Source organism: Methylobacterium sp. GXF4, assembly GCF_000272495.1.
Classification (GTDB): Bacteria; Pseudomonadota; Alphaproteobacteria; order Rhizobiales; family Beijerinckiaceae; genus Methylobacterium; species Methylobacterium brachiatum.
Genome location: NZ_AKFK01000085.1, coordinates 41,654 through 57,261, shown reverse-complemented (window position 1 = coordinate 57,261; position 15,608 = coordinate 41,654). Strand labels below are relative to the sequence as shown.

12 protein-coding genes are annotated in these 15,608 nt (G+C 71.1%); 8 read left to right on the top strand and 4 right to left on the bottom strand.

Annotated features, from left to right (window positions below):
* The first annotated feature begins 163 nt into the window (after positions 1-163).
* Complete coding sequence (locus WYO_RS23880; RefSeq protein WP_007567424.1) at positions 164-1,528, top strand: UDP-glucose/GDP-mannose dehydrogenase family protein; 1,365 nt, start codon at positions 164-166, stop codon at positions 1,526-1,528.
* Between the two features lie 109 nt (positions 1,529-1,637).
* On the opposite strand, the gene WYO_RS23875 is transcribed toward WYO_RS23880, so the two are convergent.
* From WYO_RS23875 to WYO_RS23860, 4 genes are all read right to left on the bottom strand, one after another.
* Positions 1,638-2,465: a response regulator transcription factor gene (locus tag WYO_RS23875; protein WP_007567422.1), complete on the bottom strand. Its 828-nt coding sequence runs from the start codon at positions 2,463-2,465 to the stop codon at positions 1,638-1,640.
* A gap of 978 nt (positions 2,466-3,443) precedes the next feature.
* Positions 3,444-4,607 carry a hypothetical protein gene (locus tag WYO_RS29115; RefSeq protein ID WP_007567420.1) on the bottom strand — a complete coding sequence of 388 codons (1,164 nt, stop codon included), beginning with the start codon at positions 4,605-4,607 and terminating at the stop codon, positions 3,444-3,446.
* 283 nt (positions 4,608-4,890) lie between these two features.
* Positions 4,891-7,293, bottom strand: coding sequence for a polysaccharide biosynthesis tyrosine autokinase (locus tag WYO_RS23865; RefSeq protein ID WP_007567418.1), 2,403 nt, complete (start codon positions 7,291-7,293; stop codon positions 4,891-4,893).
* A gap of 52 nt (positions 7,294-7,345) precedes the next feature.
* Positions 7,346-8,686: a polysaccharide biosynthesis/export family protein gene (locus WYO_RS23860; RefSeq protein WP_007567417.1), complete on the bottom strand. Its 1,341-nt coding sequence runs from the start codon at positions 8,684-8,686 to the stop codon at positions 7,346-7,348.
* A gap of 264 nt (positions 8,687-8,950) precedes the next feature.
* Here WYO_RS23860 and WYO_RS23855 point away from each other — a divergent pair, with 264 nt between their 5' ends.
* Genes WYO_RS23855 through WYO_RS23825 form a run of 7 tightly spaced genes read left to right on the top strand, consistent with a single transcriptional unit; the run spans position 8,951 to position 15,540 of the window.
* A complete protein-coding gene (locus WYO_RS23855) occupies positions 8,951-9,472 on the top strand; it encodes an acyltransferase (protein WP_007567415.1) in 522 nt (173 codons plus the stop codon).
* A gap of 14 nt (positions 9,473-9,486) precedes the next feature.
* Positions 9,487-10,515, top strand: a complete 1,029-nt coding sequence (locus WYO_RS23850) for a Gfo/Idh/MocA family oxidoreductase (RefSeq protein ID WP_007567413.1) — start codon at positions 9,487-9,489, stop codon at positions 10,513-10,515.
* The gene (locus WYO_RS23845; protein WP_007567410.1) at positions 10,512-11,627 is read left to right on the top strand and encodes a DegT/DnrJ/EryC1/StrS family aminotransferase; all 1,116 of its coding nucleotides are present in this window, start codon (positions 10,512-10,514) and stop codon (positions 11,625-11,627) included. Before WYO_RS23850 ends, WYO_RS23845 begins: the two co-directional genes overlap by 4 nt.
* Positions 11,611-12,642, top strand: a complete 1,032-nt coding sequence (locus WYO_RS23840) for an SDR family NAD(P)-dependent oxidoreductase (RefSeq protein ID WP_007567409.1) — start codon at positions 11,611-11,613, stop codon at positions 12,640-12,642. The genes WYO_RS23845 and WYO_RS23840 overlap by 17 nt, the downstream gene beginning before the upstream one ends.
* Positions 12,639-13,775, top strand: a complete 1,137-nt coding sequence (locus tag WYO_RS23835; RefSeq protein ID WP_007567407.1) for a DegT/DnrJ/EryC1/StrS family aminotransferase — start codon at positions 12,639-12,641, stop codon at positions 13,773-13,775. The genes WYO_RS23840 and WYO_RS23835 overlap by 4 nt, the downstream gene beginning before the upstream one ends.
* A complete protein-coding gene (locus tag WYO_RS23830; protein WP_007567405.1) occupies positions 13,772-14,572 on the top strand; it encodes a polysaccharide deacetylase family protein in 801 nt (266 codons plus the stop codon). The genes WYO_RS23835 and WYO_RS23830 overlap by 4 nt, the downstream gene beginning before the upstream one ends.
* Entirely contained in the window at positions 14,569-15,540 is a 972-nt protein-coding gene (locus WYO_RS23825; RefSeq protein WP_007567403.1) for a glycosyltransferase family A protein, read from the top strand. Before WYO_RS23830 ends, WYO_RS23825 begins: the two co-directional genes overlap by 4 nt.
* Positions 15,541-15,608 lie beyond the last annotated feature (68 nt).

Sequence of the window (15,608 nt, the reverse complement as noted above, 5' to 3'; positions counted from 1 at the left end):
GGCCGCCAGCGGTCCTCGGCGCGCCCGGGCCGCCCGGCCGGACCGCGCCGGCGGCCTACCCCGTCCCGCCGACCGCCCCTACGCCTAACGCCTGAGGTGCCGCCGCCGCGGCCTCGCCGTAGACCGAGCCATCTCCGGGCATTCGCGATGGGGCGAGGCAAGCATGAACATCACGATGGTCGGGTCGGGCTATGTCGGGCTGGTCTCCGGGGCGTGCCTGGCCGATTTCGGCCACAGGGTCGTGTGCGTCGACAGCAACCGCGACCGGATCGAGGCGCTGAAGGCCGGGGCGATCCCGATCTACGAGCCCGAACTCGACGCCCTGGTAGCCAAGAACGTCCGACAGGGCCGCCTGTCCTTCGTCGCCGACCTGGAGGCGGCGGTTGCCGATGCGGATGCGGTGTTCATCGCGGTGGGCACCCCCTCGCGGCGCGGCGACGGCTTCGCCGACCTGTCCTTCGTCTATCAGGCGGCCCGCAGCATCGCCCGGGCGCTGACCCGCTTCACCGTGATCGTGACCAAATCGACGGTGCCGGTGGGCACCGGCGACGAGGTCGAGCGGATCATCCGCGAGATCCGGCCGGACGCCGAATTTGCCGTGGTGTCGAACCCCGAATTCCTGCGCGAGGGCGCGGCGATCTCCGACTTCAAGCGCCCCGACCGCATCGTGGTCGGCACCGAGGATCCCCGGGCCGAGGCGGTAATGCGCGAGGTCTACCGGCCGCTCTACCTCAACCAGGCGCCGATCCTGGTCACCTCGCGACGCACCGCCGAGCTGACGAAATACGCCGCCAACGCGTTCCTCGCCGCCAAGATCACCTTCATCAACGAGATGGCGGATCTGTGCGAGCAGGTCGGCGCCGACGTCCAGCAGGTCGCCCGCGGCATGGGGCTCGACAACCGGATCGGCGGCAAGTTCCTGCACGCGGGTCCCGGCTACGGCGGCTCGTGCTTTCCCAAAGACACGCTGGCTCTGGTCAAGACCGCCCAGGATGCCGGGGTGCCGCTGCGGCTGGTCGAGACCGTCGTGGCGGTCAACGACCAGAGGAAGCGCGGCATGGCCCGCAAGGTGATCCGGGCCTGCGGCGGGGTGCGGGGCAAGACGGTGGCGGTGCTGGGGCTGACCTTCAAGCCGAACACCGACGACATGCGCGACGCGCCCGCCCTCGCGATCGTCGCCGGCCTGCAGGATGCCGGCGCCACGGTCCGCGCCTACGATCCCGAGGGGATGGACCAGGCCCGGCCGCTCCTGCCGGGGGTCGATTTCGCGCCGAATCCCTATGCCTGCGCGGAGGGGGCGGACGCGCTGGTGATCGTCACCGAGTGGAACGCGTTCCGGGCGCTCGACCTGGCGCGGCTGCGCGCCACGATGCGGGCGCCGATCCTGGTGGATCTGCGCAACGTCTACCGGCCCGAGGACGCCCGGCTGCACGGCTTCGCCTATACCAGCGTCGGCCGCCCCGCGGAGCCCGCCGAGCCCCGGACCGCCCCCGCCGCGCAGGGCTGGCCCCTCGTCGCCGCCGGCTGAGCCGGCCGCCCCGGTCGCCGGATCGGGGCGGTCCGCCAACGCCACAGAGCCGTGCCCGATCGCGGGGATCGGGCACGGCTCTGTGGTGTCGGGTCCGGGTCGGGGCGGATCAGGCCGCCGGGGCCTTCACGGTGGCGAGGCTCGAATCCTCGCGCAGGAAGTACTTGTTGGTCAGGTAGGCGACCTCGGTGCGGTTCTTCGCCTTCAACTTCTTCATGATGTTGCGGACGTGGACCTTCACCGTGCTCTCGCACATGTTCAGCTCGTAGGCGATGATCTTGTTCGGCGTGCCCTTGCGCAACGCCCGGGCGACGCAGAGCTGGCGCGGGGAGAAGATCTCGTCCTCGCCGGTCTCGACCGGCGCCTCGACCTTGATGCTGGCGAGCAGCGGGAACAGGCATTCCGCCGGGATGTAGACGCCGCCGGCCTGGACGAGCTGGAGCGCCTGCAGGGCGATGTCGACCGAGGTCGTGGTCGGGATGTAGCCCTTCACCCCGAGCTTGATCGTCCGCACGATCTGGTCGAGGTTCTCCCCGTCCGAGATGACCGCCACCGGCGGCGCGCCCGCCTCGCCCTGGAACAGCGCCAGCTCCCGGCTGATCTCGGCCCACTCGGTCTCCGAGAGGTTGCCATCCGGCCGGCACAGCACGACCACGTGGGCGGCCGCGAACGGCGTCTGGCGCTTCCAGGATTCGATGTCCGGGAAGACCTCGAACACGGTGTCCTTGTCGGCCTCCCGCAGGGAGGCGGCCAGGCATCGACCGACGAGCTGCCGCCGATCGATGATCACGATGCGGTTCGCGCGGACCAGGATCGGCTCCCGCTGCTCGATGACGGCCGGACCGTCACCGCCCTGCACCCCCGGGAAGCCGCCACGGCTCTGGAGAGTGTTTCGCTCGACGATGACGCGCTCGTCTCGAGTACCAAGACTGGCCATAAGAAGTTACCTCCTTTCGCAGGAAGCCCATTGTCAGACGAGGGCGTGGGAACCCAATGAAATCGCCATCGGCGTGACACTGGCGGATAGCGGTCTATTGGGTGCCCTATAAGTGGCTCTCGATGACCGCGGATATAATGCTAACTTTCGTAAAATCGGCTGTAAATACCCTATCTGCGCTCGTTTGATTAAATTTCTACGCAACTCAAAACAGTCACAAACTACGTACGTAGGGGATCGTCCAATCGGACGCGGCGCCGCCGCCAGATCTTGCTGTCCATTTCTCAAGTCTTTCGGCGCACCTCACTGTCCACTGGCGCCGACGACTCGTATCTCTGTAATCGAGCGAAGGCTTTTTAAGCCGATATTGTCGCTGCGGCGGCCCCGGTGTTTTCGCTGGAGTGCCGTGCCGTTTCGTGGCGCGAATTCAGTCGCCGGAATCGGTTTTAGCGGAGCTGTTTTGCATATCCGTGTCGGAATATTCCGATACAGGACGGTATCGGCGCATTGCCACCTAAAGATCAGATTTCGTGGCGTATCGGTAGTCCGGGTACTGCACGAGGGTGGAAATCCACGCGTCGGAGCCTTCCCGGGCCCTCGGTTGCGAATCGGCGGCGAATCGGGGCCGGAGTCCAGCGCGCACCTCGCCTGTCCGGCCTCCGGGAACCGCGCAGGGCCGCGGGAGGTGCAGGTCGCCGTGTGGGCTATGCAGTTTACATGTCGCTCTGTGAAAGACGCGGCAGGCCCCCTCTCCCGTGCGGGAGAGGGTTGGGGTGAGGGGCCAGGTCTTTCCGGAATGCGCACTTCCCTCACCCTGTCCCTCTCCCGCACGGGAGAGGGGACCCGCGCCTTACGCCGTCGACGATGGGTGAATCCGCCCACCCGCACAGGAAGGGGGCCGTTCGCGATCTGCCCGACGCGACATGGGACTTTCCGAGCCCAGGAAGAGGCTGGGCTCCCCCGCGTCGCGACGGCCGGTCAGGCGACCCGCGCCAGCAGATCCCGCATGCCGTGGGTGTCGACGAACCGGGTGGTCTCGCAGGCGAGGAGGCCGGCCTGCATGCGCGCGTAGGTCTCCGCGTCGAGGTTGCGCAGGAACGCGATCACCGACGCTTCCAGGGGCTCCGGGAACGCCCAGCCGAGCGCCTCGGTCTCGGCGTAGCGGCCGGTGGCGGTGTCGGCGCGGGCGAGCGTCAGCGCCCCGCACAACCCGCCCTCGTAGAGCCGGTTCGGCAGCAGCCAGTCGGAATTCAGGCCGTCATCCAGGTAATCGACCGCCCAGCTGAAATGGACGCCGCCGTAGATGTCGGGCAGCTCGCCCGGATTGGCGTAGGGGCCGCGGAACGTCATGTTCGGATGCCGGGCCAGCGTCGCGGCGAAATCCTGCGGGTCGATATCCTCCTCCGAGAGCCGGCCCGCGATGACGATCCGCACCGAATTGCCCAGCGCCCGCGCCACCGCCGCCAGGATGGTCAGGCTCCGGCGGCAGCGTAGCGTCCCGAACCAGCCGATCACCCAGGGCGGCCCCGCGACCCGGCGGCGCTCCAGCCGGTGCGCCACCGCGGCGAGGCGATGGGCCATCACCTTGTTCTCGAGCAGGTGCCAGGGACCGGCAAAGCCCTGGACCGGCGCGAAGTAGCGGGTCACGAAGTCCGGCGAACTGACGACGAGCAGCGCGCTGCGGCCCAGGATCCAGCGCTCGACCGCCCGGGCGATCCGCCCGACCCGGTCCGGGCGCACCATCAGCCGCTGGATGTCGAGCACCTCGTAGACCAGCGGCGCGCGGCTGCCCGCGAGCCGCGCCGAGGCCCAGGCCACCAGCGCCATGTCGAGGTTGCGGACATAGACCACGTCGGCCGCGCGCAGGTCGCGCCAGCGCGTGAGCGCCCGGGCGATCCCCAGGGCGAGCAGCGGCAGCCGCTTGCCGTAATGCCGGTCCACGGTCTGCCCGAGGGGGACCACGTCGGCGGAGGCCGCGGGATCGGGGAGGCCGGCCCGGGCGCGCACGAACATGTATTCGACCACCGACCAGCCGGTATCCCGGATGGCCCCGACCCGTTTCCGGATGGTCGGCTCGATCCGGTCATGGCCGAAGAACGCGACCCGGCCGGGCGCCGCCGCTTCAGGATGGGTCCGTGTCATGGCGTGGCGCACCCAACACCGGCCATCCCGACAAGGCCCCTGGCCGTGAGAGGGTATGAGAGTGTCGGCCCGCTGCCCTTCGAACGGCGATGCGGCGGGTGCGCCCTCTCCGGAGAAACCTGGTCCCTCACCCCAACCCTCTCCCGCACGGGAGAGGGGACCCGTGCCTCGTCCGGCGCGCGTATTGCCCGGCCCGATATGTGAGACCGGTCGGGATGAGGGGATCGCGTGCGGGCGGCCGGGGTCTTCCGTCCGCCCGGGTGATCCGACCCGACATGCGCCGTCACGCGGAGGCTCCCGAGTCGGTGACGTCGGCGGCCGGGCGGCGGCGCCAGGAGCGGGCGAGCCGGCTCGGGGCGGCGGGCTTGAGCGCGGCGGTCCGGCGGACCAGGCTGTTCACGATCGTGCCGCGCCGGACCGCCGGGGTGGCGTTGGTCTTGTTGAGCACCACGCCCAGCACCGTGCAGCCGGCGGATTCGAGGTCGTGGACGGCGGCGACCACGTCGTCGATGTCGGTCTTGCCGGCCTCGGCCACCAGGATCACCCCGTCGAGCATGTCGAGGAGCGGCCGCAAGGTCGGGAGCTCGTCCGCCGGCGGCAGGTCCACGATGATGCGGTCGAGATGGGTGCGCTCGTCCCGGACCAGGCCGGCGATGGCCTCCGGGGTCATCAGGTCGCTGAAATGCGGGTCGCCCGGCAGGAGGCTGCCGCAGGCGAGCAGGCGGACATCGCCGAGCTGGAGGCGGACCGCCTCCTCGGTGCCGCACCGGCCGGCGAGCACGTCGAGCAGCCCGCGCTGGTCGGCCGCCTGGTTGAGCCGCGACAGGGTCGCCTGCCGCACGTCGGCGTCGATCAGCAGGATCCGGCTGGCGGCGGCCGAGCGCGACCGCGCCAGCAGCTGGGCGAAATTGCTCGCGAAGGCGGTCTTGCCGGTTCCGGCCTCCACCGAGGTCACCCCGATGGCGAAGACCGGCCCGCGGCGGTCGTTGCCGAGCAGGTGCGACTTCAGGCTGTGGAGGCGCTCGACGAAGACCGATTGCGGCATGAACCGCACGGCGCTCGCCTTGAACGCCTCGACGCTCGCCGGCCGCAGGGCCTCGCTGGCATGGGCCTGCGCCAGCGCCAGGGCGGCCCGGTAGCCGGGCTCGCGGCGCAGCTCGGGGAGGGCGGCGAGGCAGGGCAGGCCCTGGCCGGTGAGCTGCCCGGGCGACCGGATCGTCCGGTCGAACCAGTGCCGCGCGAAGGCGCCGCTGACGCCGAGCCCGGCCCCGACCAGCAGGCCGAGCATCACGATCAGGCCGCCGCGCGGCGCGCTCGGGCGCTCCGGCACGCTCGCCGGGGTGATCACGTGCGCGGAGGGCTGCGGGTAGGATTGCTGGTTGACCGCGTCGATGTAGCGGCTGAGCATGTTCGTGTAGATCTGGTCGTAGGTCTCGGCCGCCCGGTCGAGCTCCTTGGCCTTCACCCGGGCCTCGCTGGTCACCAGCGTCTTCGAGATCAGCGCGTCGAAGGACGCCGACATGCTGTCCTCGCGAGCTTTGGCGACCTCGTAATCCCGGTCCAGGGAGGCGGCGAGGCGCTCCAGCTCGGCCCGCAGGGATTGCTTGGCCGCCAGCACGTCCTTCTGGATCGCCGTCACCGCGTCGTGGTCGGGACCGAGGCGGCGCTTCAGGTCGTCGGCGCGCTGCACCAAGTCGACATACTGCTTGCGCAGCTGGATGATCACCGTGTCCTTGAAGGCCTCCGTGATGCCGGGATCGGCGATGTCGGAGGCCAGCAGCATGTGGATCTGGTCGCGGGTGGCGCGGGCGTCCACGGTCTTGGACCGCGCGGAGGCGACCGCGGTGTTCAGCTCCTCGAGCTGCTGCTCGCCCACGAGGCCGCGCTTGCCGAGATCGATGATCGCGTGCTCGGCCTTGTAGGTCTGGGCCTCCCGGGAGGCCTGGCTGGCGCGCTGCTGCAGCTCCTTCAGCCGGGGCAGGATCCACTCGCCGGCCACCTTCCAGATCTGCGACCGGTTCTCGAGCTGCGTGGCCACGTAGGCGTCCGCCACCGCGTTCGCCACGGCGGCGGCGTCGGCGGGATTGTCGAGGCTGTAGCCGACCTCAATGACGTAGGCCGCGCCGATGCGCGAGGCTTCCAGGTTCTCGCGGACGGTGCCGGCCTGGCGCTCCTCGGGGCTCGCCGGGCTGACCGGCTTGGCGGCGGGATGGAGGCCGATGAGGTGGCCGACGAACAGCTTGACCGCGCCCAGCCCCTCGCGGAGCTTCGCCACGAGCGGATGCGGCGGCACCGCCAGGTCCTGAGACGGCGGCAGGCCGAGTCGGCGCACGGCGGCCAGGGCGATCTTCTCCGAGCGGATATACTCGACCTGGCTCTCGACCTCGGGGATCTCCAGGGGGGTCGCGGCGCCGGGCGTGTCGCGGGCCGTGACCGGGCTCGACCGGCTCTCGATGTAGACCCGCGCCTTGGCGGTGTAGATCGACGGGGCGGTGGCGACGTAGACGATCGCCGCGATCAGCCCGATGCCGCTCAGCGTCAGGATCGACCGCCAGTTCCGCCGCACGATCGTCAGGATCGCGACTTGGCCCTCGGGATCGGACCCCCGCGGCGCCTCCCGCCACGGCCGCGCCGGGCCGAGGGACTCGGCCTGCAGGAAGGACGCGGCGGTCGAGTGCTTGTTCATGGCTCTTCCCTCACGCGGCGGGCGCACGGTTCTGGCGAGGTCGGTTCGGGGGTCAGTTCTGGCCGGTGCCGTCGCCGATCCCGCGCAGGGCGGGATCCGGCTTGAGCACGACCTCCACGACGTCGCCCGGCTGCAGCTCGGTGTCCTCGGCCGCGTCGGTCAGGTTCGGGCCGCTCCTGCCGGAGCCGGCCTTGCCGGGATGGAACACGGCGATCGAAGCCCGCGCCCGGCTGCCGGACAGGAGCTGGGTCCGCAGGGCGCCGGTATAGACCAGCTTGTCGTTGATGCTGTTGAGGCGCGAGCGCAGCGCCGCCAGGTTGTCTTCCGAGACCTGCAGCTTCTCCATGGCCTCCATGGCTTGCTGGTCGTCGACCCGCTCGAGCCTGCGGGTCAGCTCGCCCTTGTCCCGCTCCAGCTGCGCCACCTGGACCGTGGTCTGCAGGGCCCGGGTCGAGGACAGCAGCACCGCCCGGCGGGCGTCGGTCAGGCGGGTCGTGACCACGGCGCCGCGCTGGAACAGGGCGCGCACCGCGTCGTACTCGTCGGCGTCGGCGGTGACGCCCTCCTTCTCCTTGGCCTGCTGCTCGGTCAGGCTGGTCAGCTGGTTCTGGGAGCGGGTCAGCGCGCGCTGCAGGTGCTCCTTCTCCTTGGAGACGTCGGACATCTGCACGCGCAGCTGCTGCTCGGCGAGCTTCTGCGCGACGCTCGCCCGCGACGGCGGCACGTTGAGGGGCGCCTCCGCACCGGCCGCCGCCTTGTCGGGGCGCGCCCCCGCGATGATCGCCTTGAGCCGCCAGACATTGGCGCTCTCCCGGGCGATGCTCGCCCAGACCGCGTCGTACTCGGCGCGCAGGTTGGCGCTCTCGACGACCGGGTTCTCCATCCGGAAGCGCAGGAGGTTGTAGCCCCCCGCCAGCGCCACCGCCTGCCGGACGGTCATGCCCGGATGGAACGGGTGCTCGCCCTGCTTGGTCACGTCGCCGCTCAGGTAGACCGGCTGATACTTCGCGATCCGCACCCCGATCTCGTCGGGCTCGATCACGGCGATCGATTCGCGCCCGTCGGCATTGCGCTGCCGCACCGCCTTGGCCGGCAGGGCCTTCTGCAACGCCTTGCGCAGCTCGGACACGGTCAGCCCGACCGCCGGCACCTCGCCGAGCAGCGGCACCATCACGGTGCCGTCGATCCCGACCGTCGCCTCCTGCTTGAATCCGGGAATGCTGAGCGCCGTCACCTCCAGGGTGTCGCCGGCCGAGATCCGGTATTCGGCGCGTGCCGGCGATCCGGCGAAGGCCAGCAGCAGCGCCGCGCTCGCCGCGAAGGCTCTGCGCAGCGAAGCACCGCCCCGGGGGGCCTTTTCTTCGCAGAGATCGGACGGGGACCAGGTCTTCACGCGTCGTGCCTTCCTGCTCGCTCGCAGCTCGGCCGGCATGATGCGCGGCGGCCCCGTTCCCCGGGACTCGTCCAAAAGGAGGCCGGCCGCGCCGCCCGGCGCCGGCGCCTGCGCCTTTCGAGGTAGGCCTCCCGGGGCCCCGCCGCCCCGGGCCGAGACGGTGCACCTTTCGGGGGAGGACCAGTATCGAAAGCCTGGGTTCCGGATCGTCCACGGCTCCGCGCAGTTTTGCCGCACAGAAGTTCGGCAGAAGGAGCCGCTTGGATGCCGATAACCGATGCCGATATTGGGCAGGATGTGGGTATCTTCTACCCGGACCTCGTTAATATTTACGGGTGCAAAATAAAGACCGGGTCGCGCATCGGCCCGTTCGTCGAGATCCAGCGGGGCAGCACCATCGGCCCGCGCTGCAAGATCTCCTCGCACAGCTTCATCTGCGAAGGCGTCTCCATCGGCGCGGAGGTGTTCGTCGGCCACGGCGTGGTCTTCACCAACGAGCGCTACCCCGAGGCGACCAACCCGGACGGCACCCTGAAGCGCGACGGCGACTGGGAGCTCGTCGAGACCCTGGTCGGCGACCGCGCCGCGATCGGCTCCAACGCCACCATCGTGGCCGGCATCACCATCGGGGAGGGCGCCCTGGTCGGCGCCGGTGCCGTCGTGACCCGCGACGTCCCGCCCTACGCCATCGTGGCCGGATGCCCCGCCCGGGTCATCGGCGACACGCGCCAGAAGCGCGCCCGCTCCCGCCGGCCCTCGGCGGCCAAGTCTCTGCAGATCGCTTGAGGGGACCCACGCACATGATCGCCATCGGAATCGTCGGCTACGGCTATTGGGGGCCGAATCTCGCCCGCTGCACGTCGGAGACGGAGCAGTGCCGGCTCGCCGCCATCGCCGACCAGTCGGCCGCGGCCTTGGCTCGGGCGGGCAAGCGCTATCCCGCCGCCCAGCTCCACCAGGATTGGCGCGACCTGATCGCGGATCCGCAGATCGACGCCGTCATGGTGGCGACCCCGGTGAGCTCGCATTTCGAGATCGCCATCAACGCGCTCCGGGCCGGCAAGCACGTCTTCATCGAGAAGCCGATCACGTCCTCGGCCTTCGAGGCGCGGCTGCTGATCGAGGAGGCGGCCAAGCGCAACCTGACCCTCATGGTCGATCACACCTTCGTCTACACGGGCGCGGTCGAGAAGATCAACGAGCTGATCACCGACGGCGCCCTGGGCGAAGTGTTCTACTACGACTCGACCCGGGTGAATCTCGGCCTGTTCCAGCGCGACGTGAACGTGATCTGGGACCTCGCGGTCCATGATCTCGCGATCCTCGACCACGTGCTGGACCTCGCCCCGGTGGCGATCTCGGCGAGCGGCACCGGCCATTTCAGCGGCCGCCCCGAGAACATGGCCCACCTGACGATCTTCTACCCGCGCGGCGTCGTCGCGCAGATCAACGTCAATTGGCTGGCCCCCGTGAAGGTCCGTCAGACGCTGATCGGCGGCAGCAAGAAGATGATCGTCTACAACGACTTGGACCCGATCGAGAAGGTCAAGGTCTACGATCGCGGCGTCACCGTCGGCGACGGCTCCGGGGACATCACCGAGCTGATGGTCTCGTACCGCACCGGGGACATGTGGTCGCCGCACCTGTCCTTCCGCGAGGCGCTGGTCGTCGAGATCGAGCATTTCGTCGACTGCATCGCCACCGGCAAGGCGCCGAAGACCGACGGCCATAGCGGCTTGCGCGTGGTCGAACTGCTCGAGGCCGCGATGCGCTCCCTGCGCCAGAACGGCCACCCGATCGACCTCATGCCACTTGCGAGGGCCTCGTGATCCCGTTTCTCGACCTCAAGGCGCAATACGCGGCCGTCGGCGGTGCCGTCGAGACCGCCGTGCTCGACGTCCTGCGCAGCGGCGACTTCGTCCTCGGACCGGCGGTCACCGCCTTCGAGGCGGCCTTCGCCAAGGCCTGCGGCGCCAGGCACGCCGTGGCCGTCAGCAGCGGCACCGCGGCGCTCCATCTCGCGCTGCTCGCCCTCGATATCGGCCCGGGCGACGAGGTGATCACGGTCTCGGCGACCTTCGTGGCCACCGTCGCGGCCGTGCTCTACGCCGGCGCGACCCCCGTGCTCGTCGACATCGACCCGGTGAACTGGACCATGGATCCGGCCCTGGTCGAGGCGGCGATCACGCCCCGCACCAAGGCGATCCTGCCGGTGCACCTGCACGGGCGGCTGGCGGATCTCGACGCGCTCGGCGCCATCGCCCGGCGCCACGGCCTCGCCCTGGTGGAGGACGCCGCCCAGGCGCATCTCGCCGAGCGGGGCGGCAGGAAGGCCGGCTCCATCGGGGATATCGGCTGCTTCAGCTTCTATCCCGGCAAGAATCTCGGCGCCTACGGCGAGGGCGGTGCCATCGTCACCGACCGGGACGACCTCGCGGAAGCCGCGCGGTGCCTGCGCGACTGGGGCCAGCAGGGCAAGTACAACCACGTCCGGCACGGCTTCAACCTGCGCATGGACGGCGTCCAGGGGGCGGTCCTCGGCACCAAGCTCCCCTATCTGGAGGGCTGGACCCGGGCCCGGCAGGCGGTGGCGGCCGCCTACGGCGAACGGCTCGCGGGCCTCGGGCTCGACCTGCCCGGTCCGGCCGGACGCGACCACGCCTTCCACGTCTACGCGGTCAGCACCCCCGACCGCGAGGGCCTGCGCCAGCACCTGGCCGAGGCCGGGGTCGCCACCGGCATCCACTACCCCGTCCCGGTCCACAGGCAGCCCGCCTACCGCCATCTCGACGACGGGACCGGCCGCCTCCCGGTCACCGAGCGGCTGGCCGCCCGGACCCTGTCCCTGCCGATGTTCCCGGAACTGACGACCAGCCAGATCGACACCGTCTGCCGGGCCGTCGCGAGCTACTGCGAGGTCGCCGATGCCCAAGCTGCGTGAGGTTACCAAGGGAAGCCGCTTCGGCGGCGACCTGCGCGGGACCCGGATCCTCGTCACCGGCGGATCCGGCTTTATCGGCTCCCACATCATCGACCTGCTGGTCGAGGCCGGCTGCGACGAGATCGTGGCCATCGACAACATGGTCCGCGGGCGCCCCGAGAACCTGAAGGACGCCCTCGGCTCGGGCCGAGTCCGGCTGGTCCAGGGCGACATCCGCGACCGGGCCCTGATGGACACCCTGGTCAAGGGCACCGACGTGGTGTTCCACCAGGCGGCCCTGCGGATCACGCAATGCGCCGCCGAGCCGCGCCAGGCCTTCGAGGTGATGGCGACCGCGACCTTCGACCTGCTCGAGCGCTGCGTCGAGGCCGGCGTCGCCAAGGTGGTGATGGCCTCCTCGGCCTCGGTCTACGGCATGGCCGAGAGCTTCCCGACCACCGAGAAGCACCACCCTTACGACAACCGCACCCTGTACGGGGCCGCCAAGTCGTTCGGCGAGGGCCTGCTGCGCGCGTTCAACGACATGTACGGGCTGGACTACGTCGCCCTGCGCTACTTCAACGCCTACGGGCCGCGCATGGACCTGACCGGCCGCTACACCGAGGTGATGGTGCGCTGGATGCAGCGCCTGGCCGAGGGCCAGTCCCCGATCGTGTTCGGCGACGGGTTGCAGACCATGGACCTCGTCCATGTCCGCGACATCGCCCGGGCCAACATCCTGTCGGCGACCGCCCCGGCCACCGACGTGGTGCTCAATGTCGGCACCGGCGTGGAGACCTCGCTCGTCGATCTCGCCGGCCATCTCACCCGGATCATGGGCCGGGACGGCACCCCGCTCGTCCACGAGGCCGAGCGCGCCGTGAACCCGGTGCCCCGGCGCCTGTGCGACACCAGCCTCGCCCGGGAGCTGATCGGCTTCGAGGCCGAGATCGGGGCGGCCGATGGCCTCGCCGACCTGGTGGCCTGGTGGAGCGACGAGGCCGGCTCGGATCACCTGAGGCGGGCGCTGGCATGATCCCGATCGCGAAACCCGATGTCGGCGAGCCGGAGGCGGAGGCCGCCGCCGCCGTGGTCCGCTCCGGCTGGCTGACCCAGGGGCCGCAGGTCGCGGCCTTCGAGGCGGAGTTCGCCGCCATCGTCGGCGCCCCCCATGCCTGCGCGGTCTCGAACTGCACCACGGCGCTGCATCTCGCGCTGCTGGCCGCCGGGGTGGGGCCCGGCGACGAGGTGGTGACGGTGAGCCACAGCTTCATCGCCACCGCCAACGCCATCGCCCAGTGCGGGGCGACGCCGATCTTCGTCGATATCGACCCGGCGACCTTCAACATGGCCCCGGAGGCCGCCGCCGCGGCCCTCACCGAGCGGACGAAGGCGATCGTCTGCGTCCACCAGATGGGCATGCCCTGCGACCTCGAAGCCATCGTGGCGATCGGGCGCCGCTCCGGGATCCCGGTGATCGAGGACGCGGCCTGCGCGATCGGCTCCGAGCGGCTTCAGGGCGATGTCTGGCGGCCGGTCGGCGGGCCCGCCGGCGACGTCGCCTGCTTCTCGTTCCACCCGCGCAAGGTCCTGACCACCGGCGACGGCGGCATGATCACCACGGCCAATCCCGAATGGGACCGCAAGTTCAGGCTGTGGCGCCAGCACGGGATGAGCGTGTCCGACGTGGCCCGCCACGGCAGCGCCCGGGTGGTCGCCGAGGAGTACACCGTCGCCGGCTACAATTACCGGATGACCGACGTGCAGGCCGCCATCGGCCGCGCGCAGCTGACCCGGCTGCCCGGCCTGATCGCCCGGCGGCGCGCTCTCGCCGACGGCTACCGGGCGCGGCTCGCCGACCTGCCCGAAGTGACGCCGCCCCCCGAGCCGATGGGCTCGCGCAGCAACTGGCAGAGCTTCTGCGTCCGCCTGCCGGAGGCGGCCGACCAGGGTGCCGTGATGCAGGCCATGCTCGACCAGGGCATCGCCACCCGCCGGGGCATCATGTGCGCCCATCTGGAGCCGCCCTACGCCGAGGCGCTCCGGCGCTTCGCCCTGCCGGAATCGGAGCGGGCGCGCGACCACGCGATCCTCCTGCCGCTCTATGCCGGCATGGACGACGCGCTGCAGGATCAGGTCGTTTCCGGCCTGCGCGCCGCCCTGCGATGATCCCCGGGCCGGTCAAGAGCCTCGCCCGCACCGTGGGGCTCACCCGTCCACGGGTCGCGGCCGCCCGGATGGCCTGCGAGCGCGCGACCCTGGCGGTCGCCGGGACGCGCCGCGAGAGGCCGGGCGGGCGCATCCTCTGCTACCACTCGGTCGGACAGCCCGAATGCGGGGTCAACGACGTCACCCCCGGGCGCTTCCGGCACCAGATCGAGCTGGCCCTGCGCCTCGGCTACCGCTTCGTGCCGGCCGTCACCATCGCGGAGGGCAACGGTGAGGCCTGGGATCTCGCGATCACCTTCGACGACGGCTGGCGCAGCGTGCTCGAGGCGGCGGAGCCGATCCTGCGCGACCACGCGATCCCCTGGACGCTGTTCGTCGTCTCGGGCTGGCTCGACCGGCCCGGGACCGGACCGGGCGGGGTCCTGAGCTGGCGCGAGGTCGAGGCGCTGGCCTCGGCGGGCGCCGAGATCGGCAGCCATTCCGTCACGCATCCGGATTTCGGGCGGATCAGCCCCGAGCGGGCGGCCGAGGAGCTGGAAGGCTCGCGCCGGGCGATCGCGGCCCGCCTGGGCCTCCGGCCGGAGAGCTTCGCGATCCCGCTGGGGCAATCGGCGAACTGGACGCCCGACGCCGCCCGCGCCGCCCAGCAGGCCGGCTACCGGATCGTCTACGCGCAGGCCGTGGAGACGCGGCCGCTCGGGACCGTCGGGCGCAGCTTCGTCACGCATTTCGACAACGATCTGGTCTTCGGCGCCCTCCTGAAGGGGGCCTACGATGCCTGGGAGGAGTGGACATGATCCGGCCCGCGCCCCGCCTCACGGTCTCCGTGGTGGTGCCCACCTGCAATCGGGCTTCCCTGCTGCGCGAGGCCCTGGCGAGCATCCGCGCCCTGGAGGGGCCCGATCTCGCCTTCGAGATCATCGTGGGCGACAACGGCCGGCCGGGGCCGGGCGCCGAGGCCGCGGCGGAATTCGGCGCGCTCCACGTCGCCGTCGCGCGGCCCGGCGCGGGGGCCGCCCGCAACGCCGCCCTGCTGCGGGCCAGCGCGCCCTACGTGGCGTTCCTCGACGACGACGACGTCTGGCAGCCGGGCCATATCCGCCCCCATCTCCGCCGGCTCGAAGCGGAGCCGGATCTCGGGATCGTCTTCGGGCAGGTCGTCACCACCTCCCAGGATCTGCAGCCGGTCTACGGTCCCTGGCCGGCGGACCTCCCGGCGGACGGCGGGGCGCTGCTGCGCCGGATGCTGAGCGGCTACTTCCCGCAGGTGGGCGCGACGGTGGTGCGCCGGAGCCTGGTCGACAGCGTCGGCCTGTTCGACGAGGCGCTGCTCGGCGATCAGGATTGGGATTGGCAGATCCGTGCGGTCCGCCGGCACCGGGCCGGCTTCGTCGCCGTGCCCTGCGTGCATTTCCGGCAGCGGCCGCCCGGGACCTTCGACAGCCTGATCGCCCGCCGGATCCACTTCACCCGGCTGGTCTTCCGCCGGCACGCGCCGGCGCTCGGCGTCTCGCGCCTCGCGGCCCTGCGCCTCTACTTCGCGACCGTGCAGGGCTATTACGATGCCTTCCTGGATGGCGCCCAGGCCCATGCGGCCCGCGGCGATCGGCGCGCCGCCGCGGGCGCGCTTTTCTCCGCCTTCCGGCTGATGCCGCACCGGGCGATCAAGGACGCGGTCCGGCCGACGCATCTGCGCGAAGCCCTGCTGGCCGTCGTTCAGGCCGGCCGGCCGCTCGCCGCGGCCGCCGAGCCGGGAACGCGCTGAGGGGGGCTCGCCTGTCGCGCTCCGCCTCGCGGGCGAAGCCGTCGCAGGCGGCTCGAGACCCGCGGGCA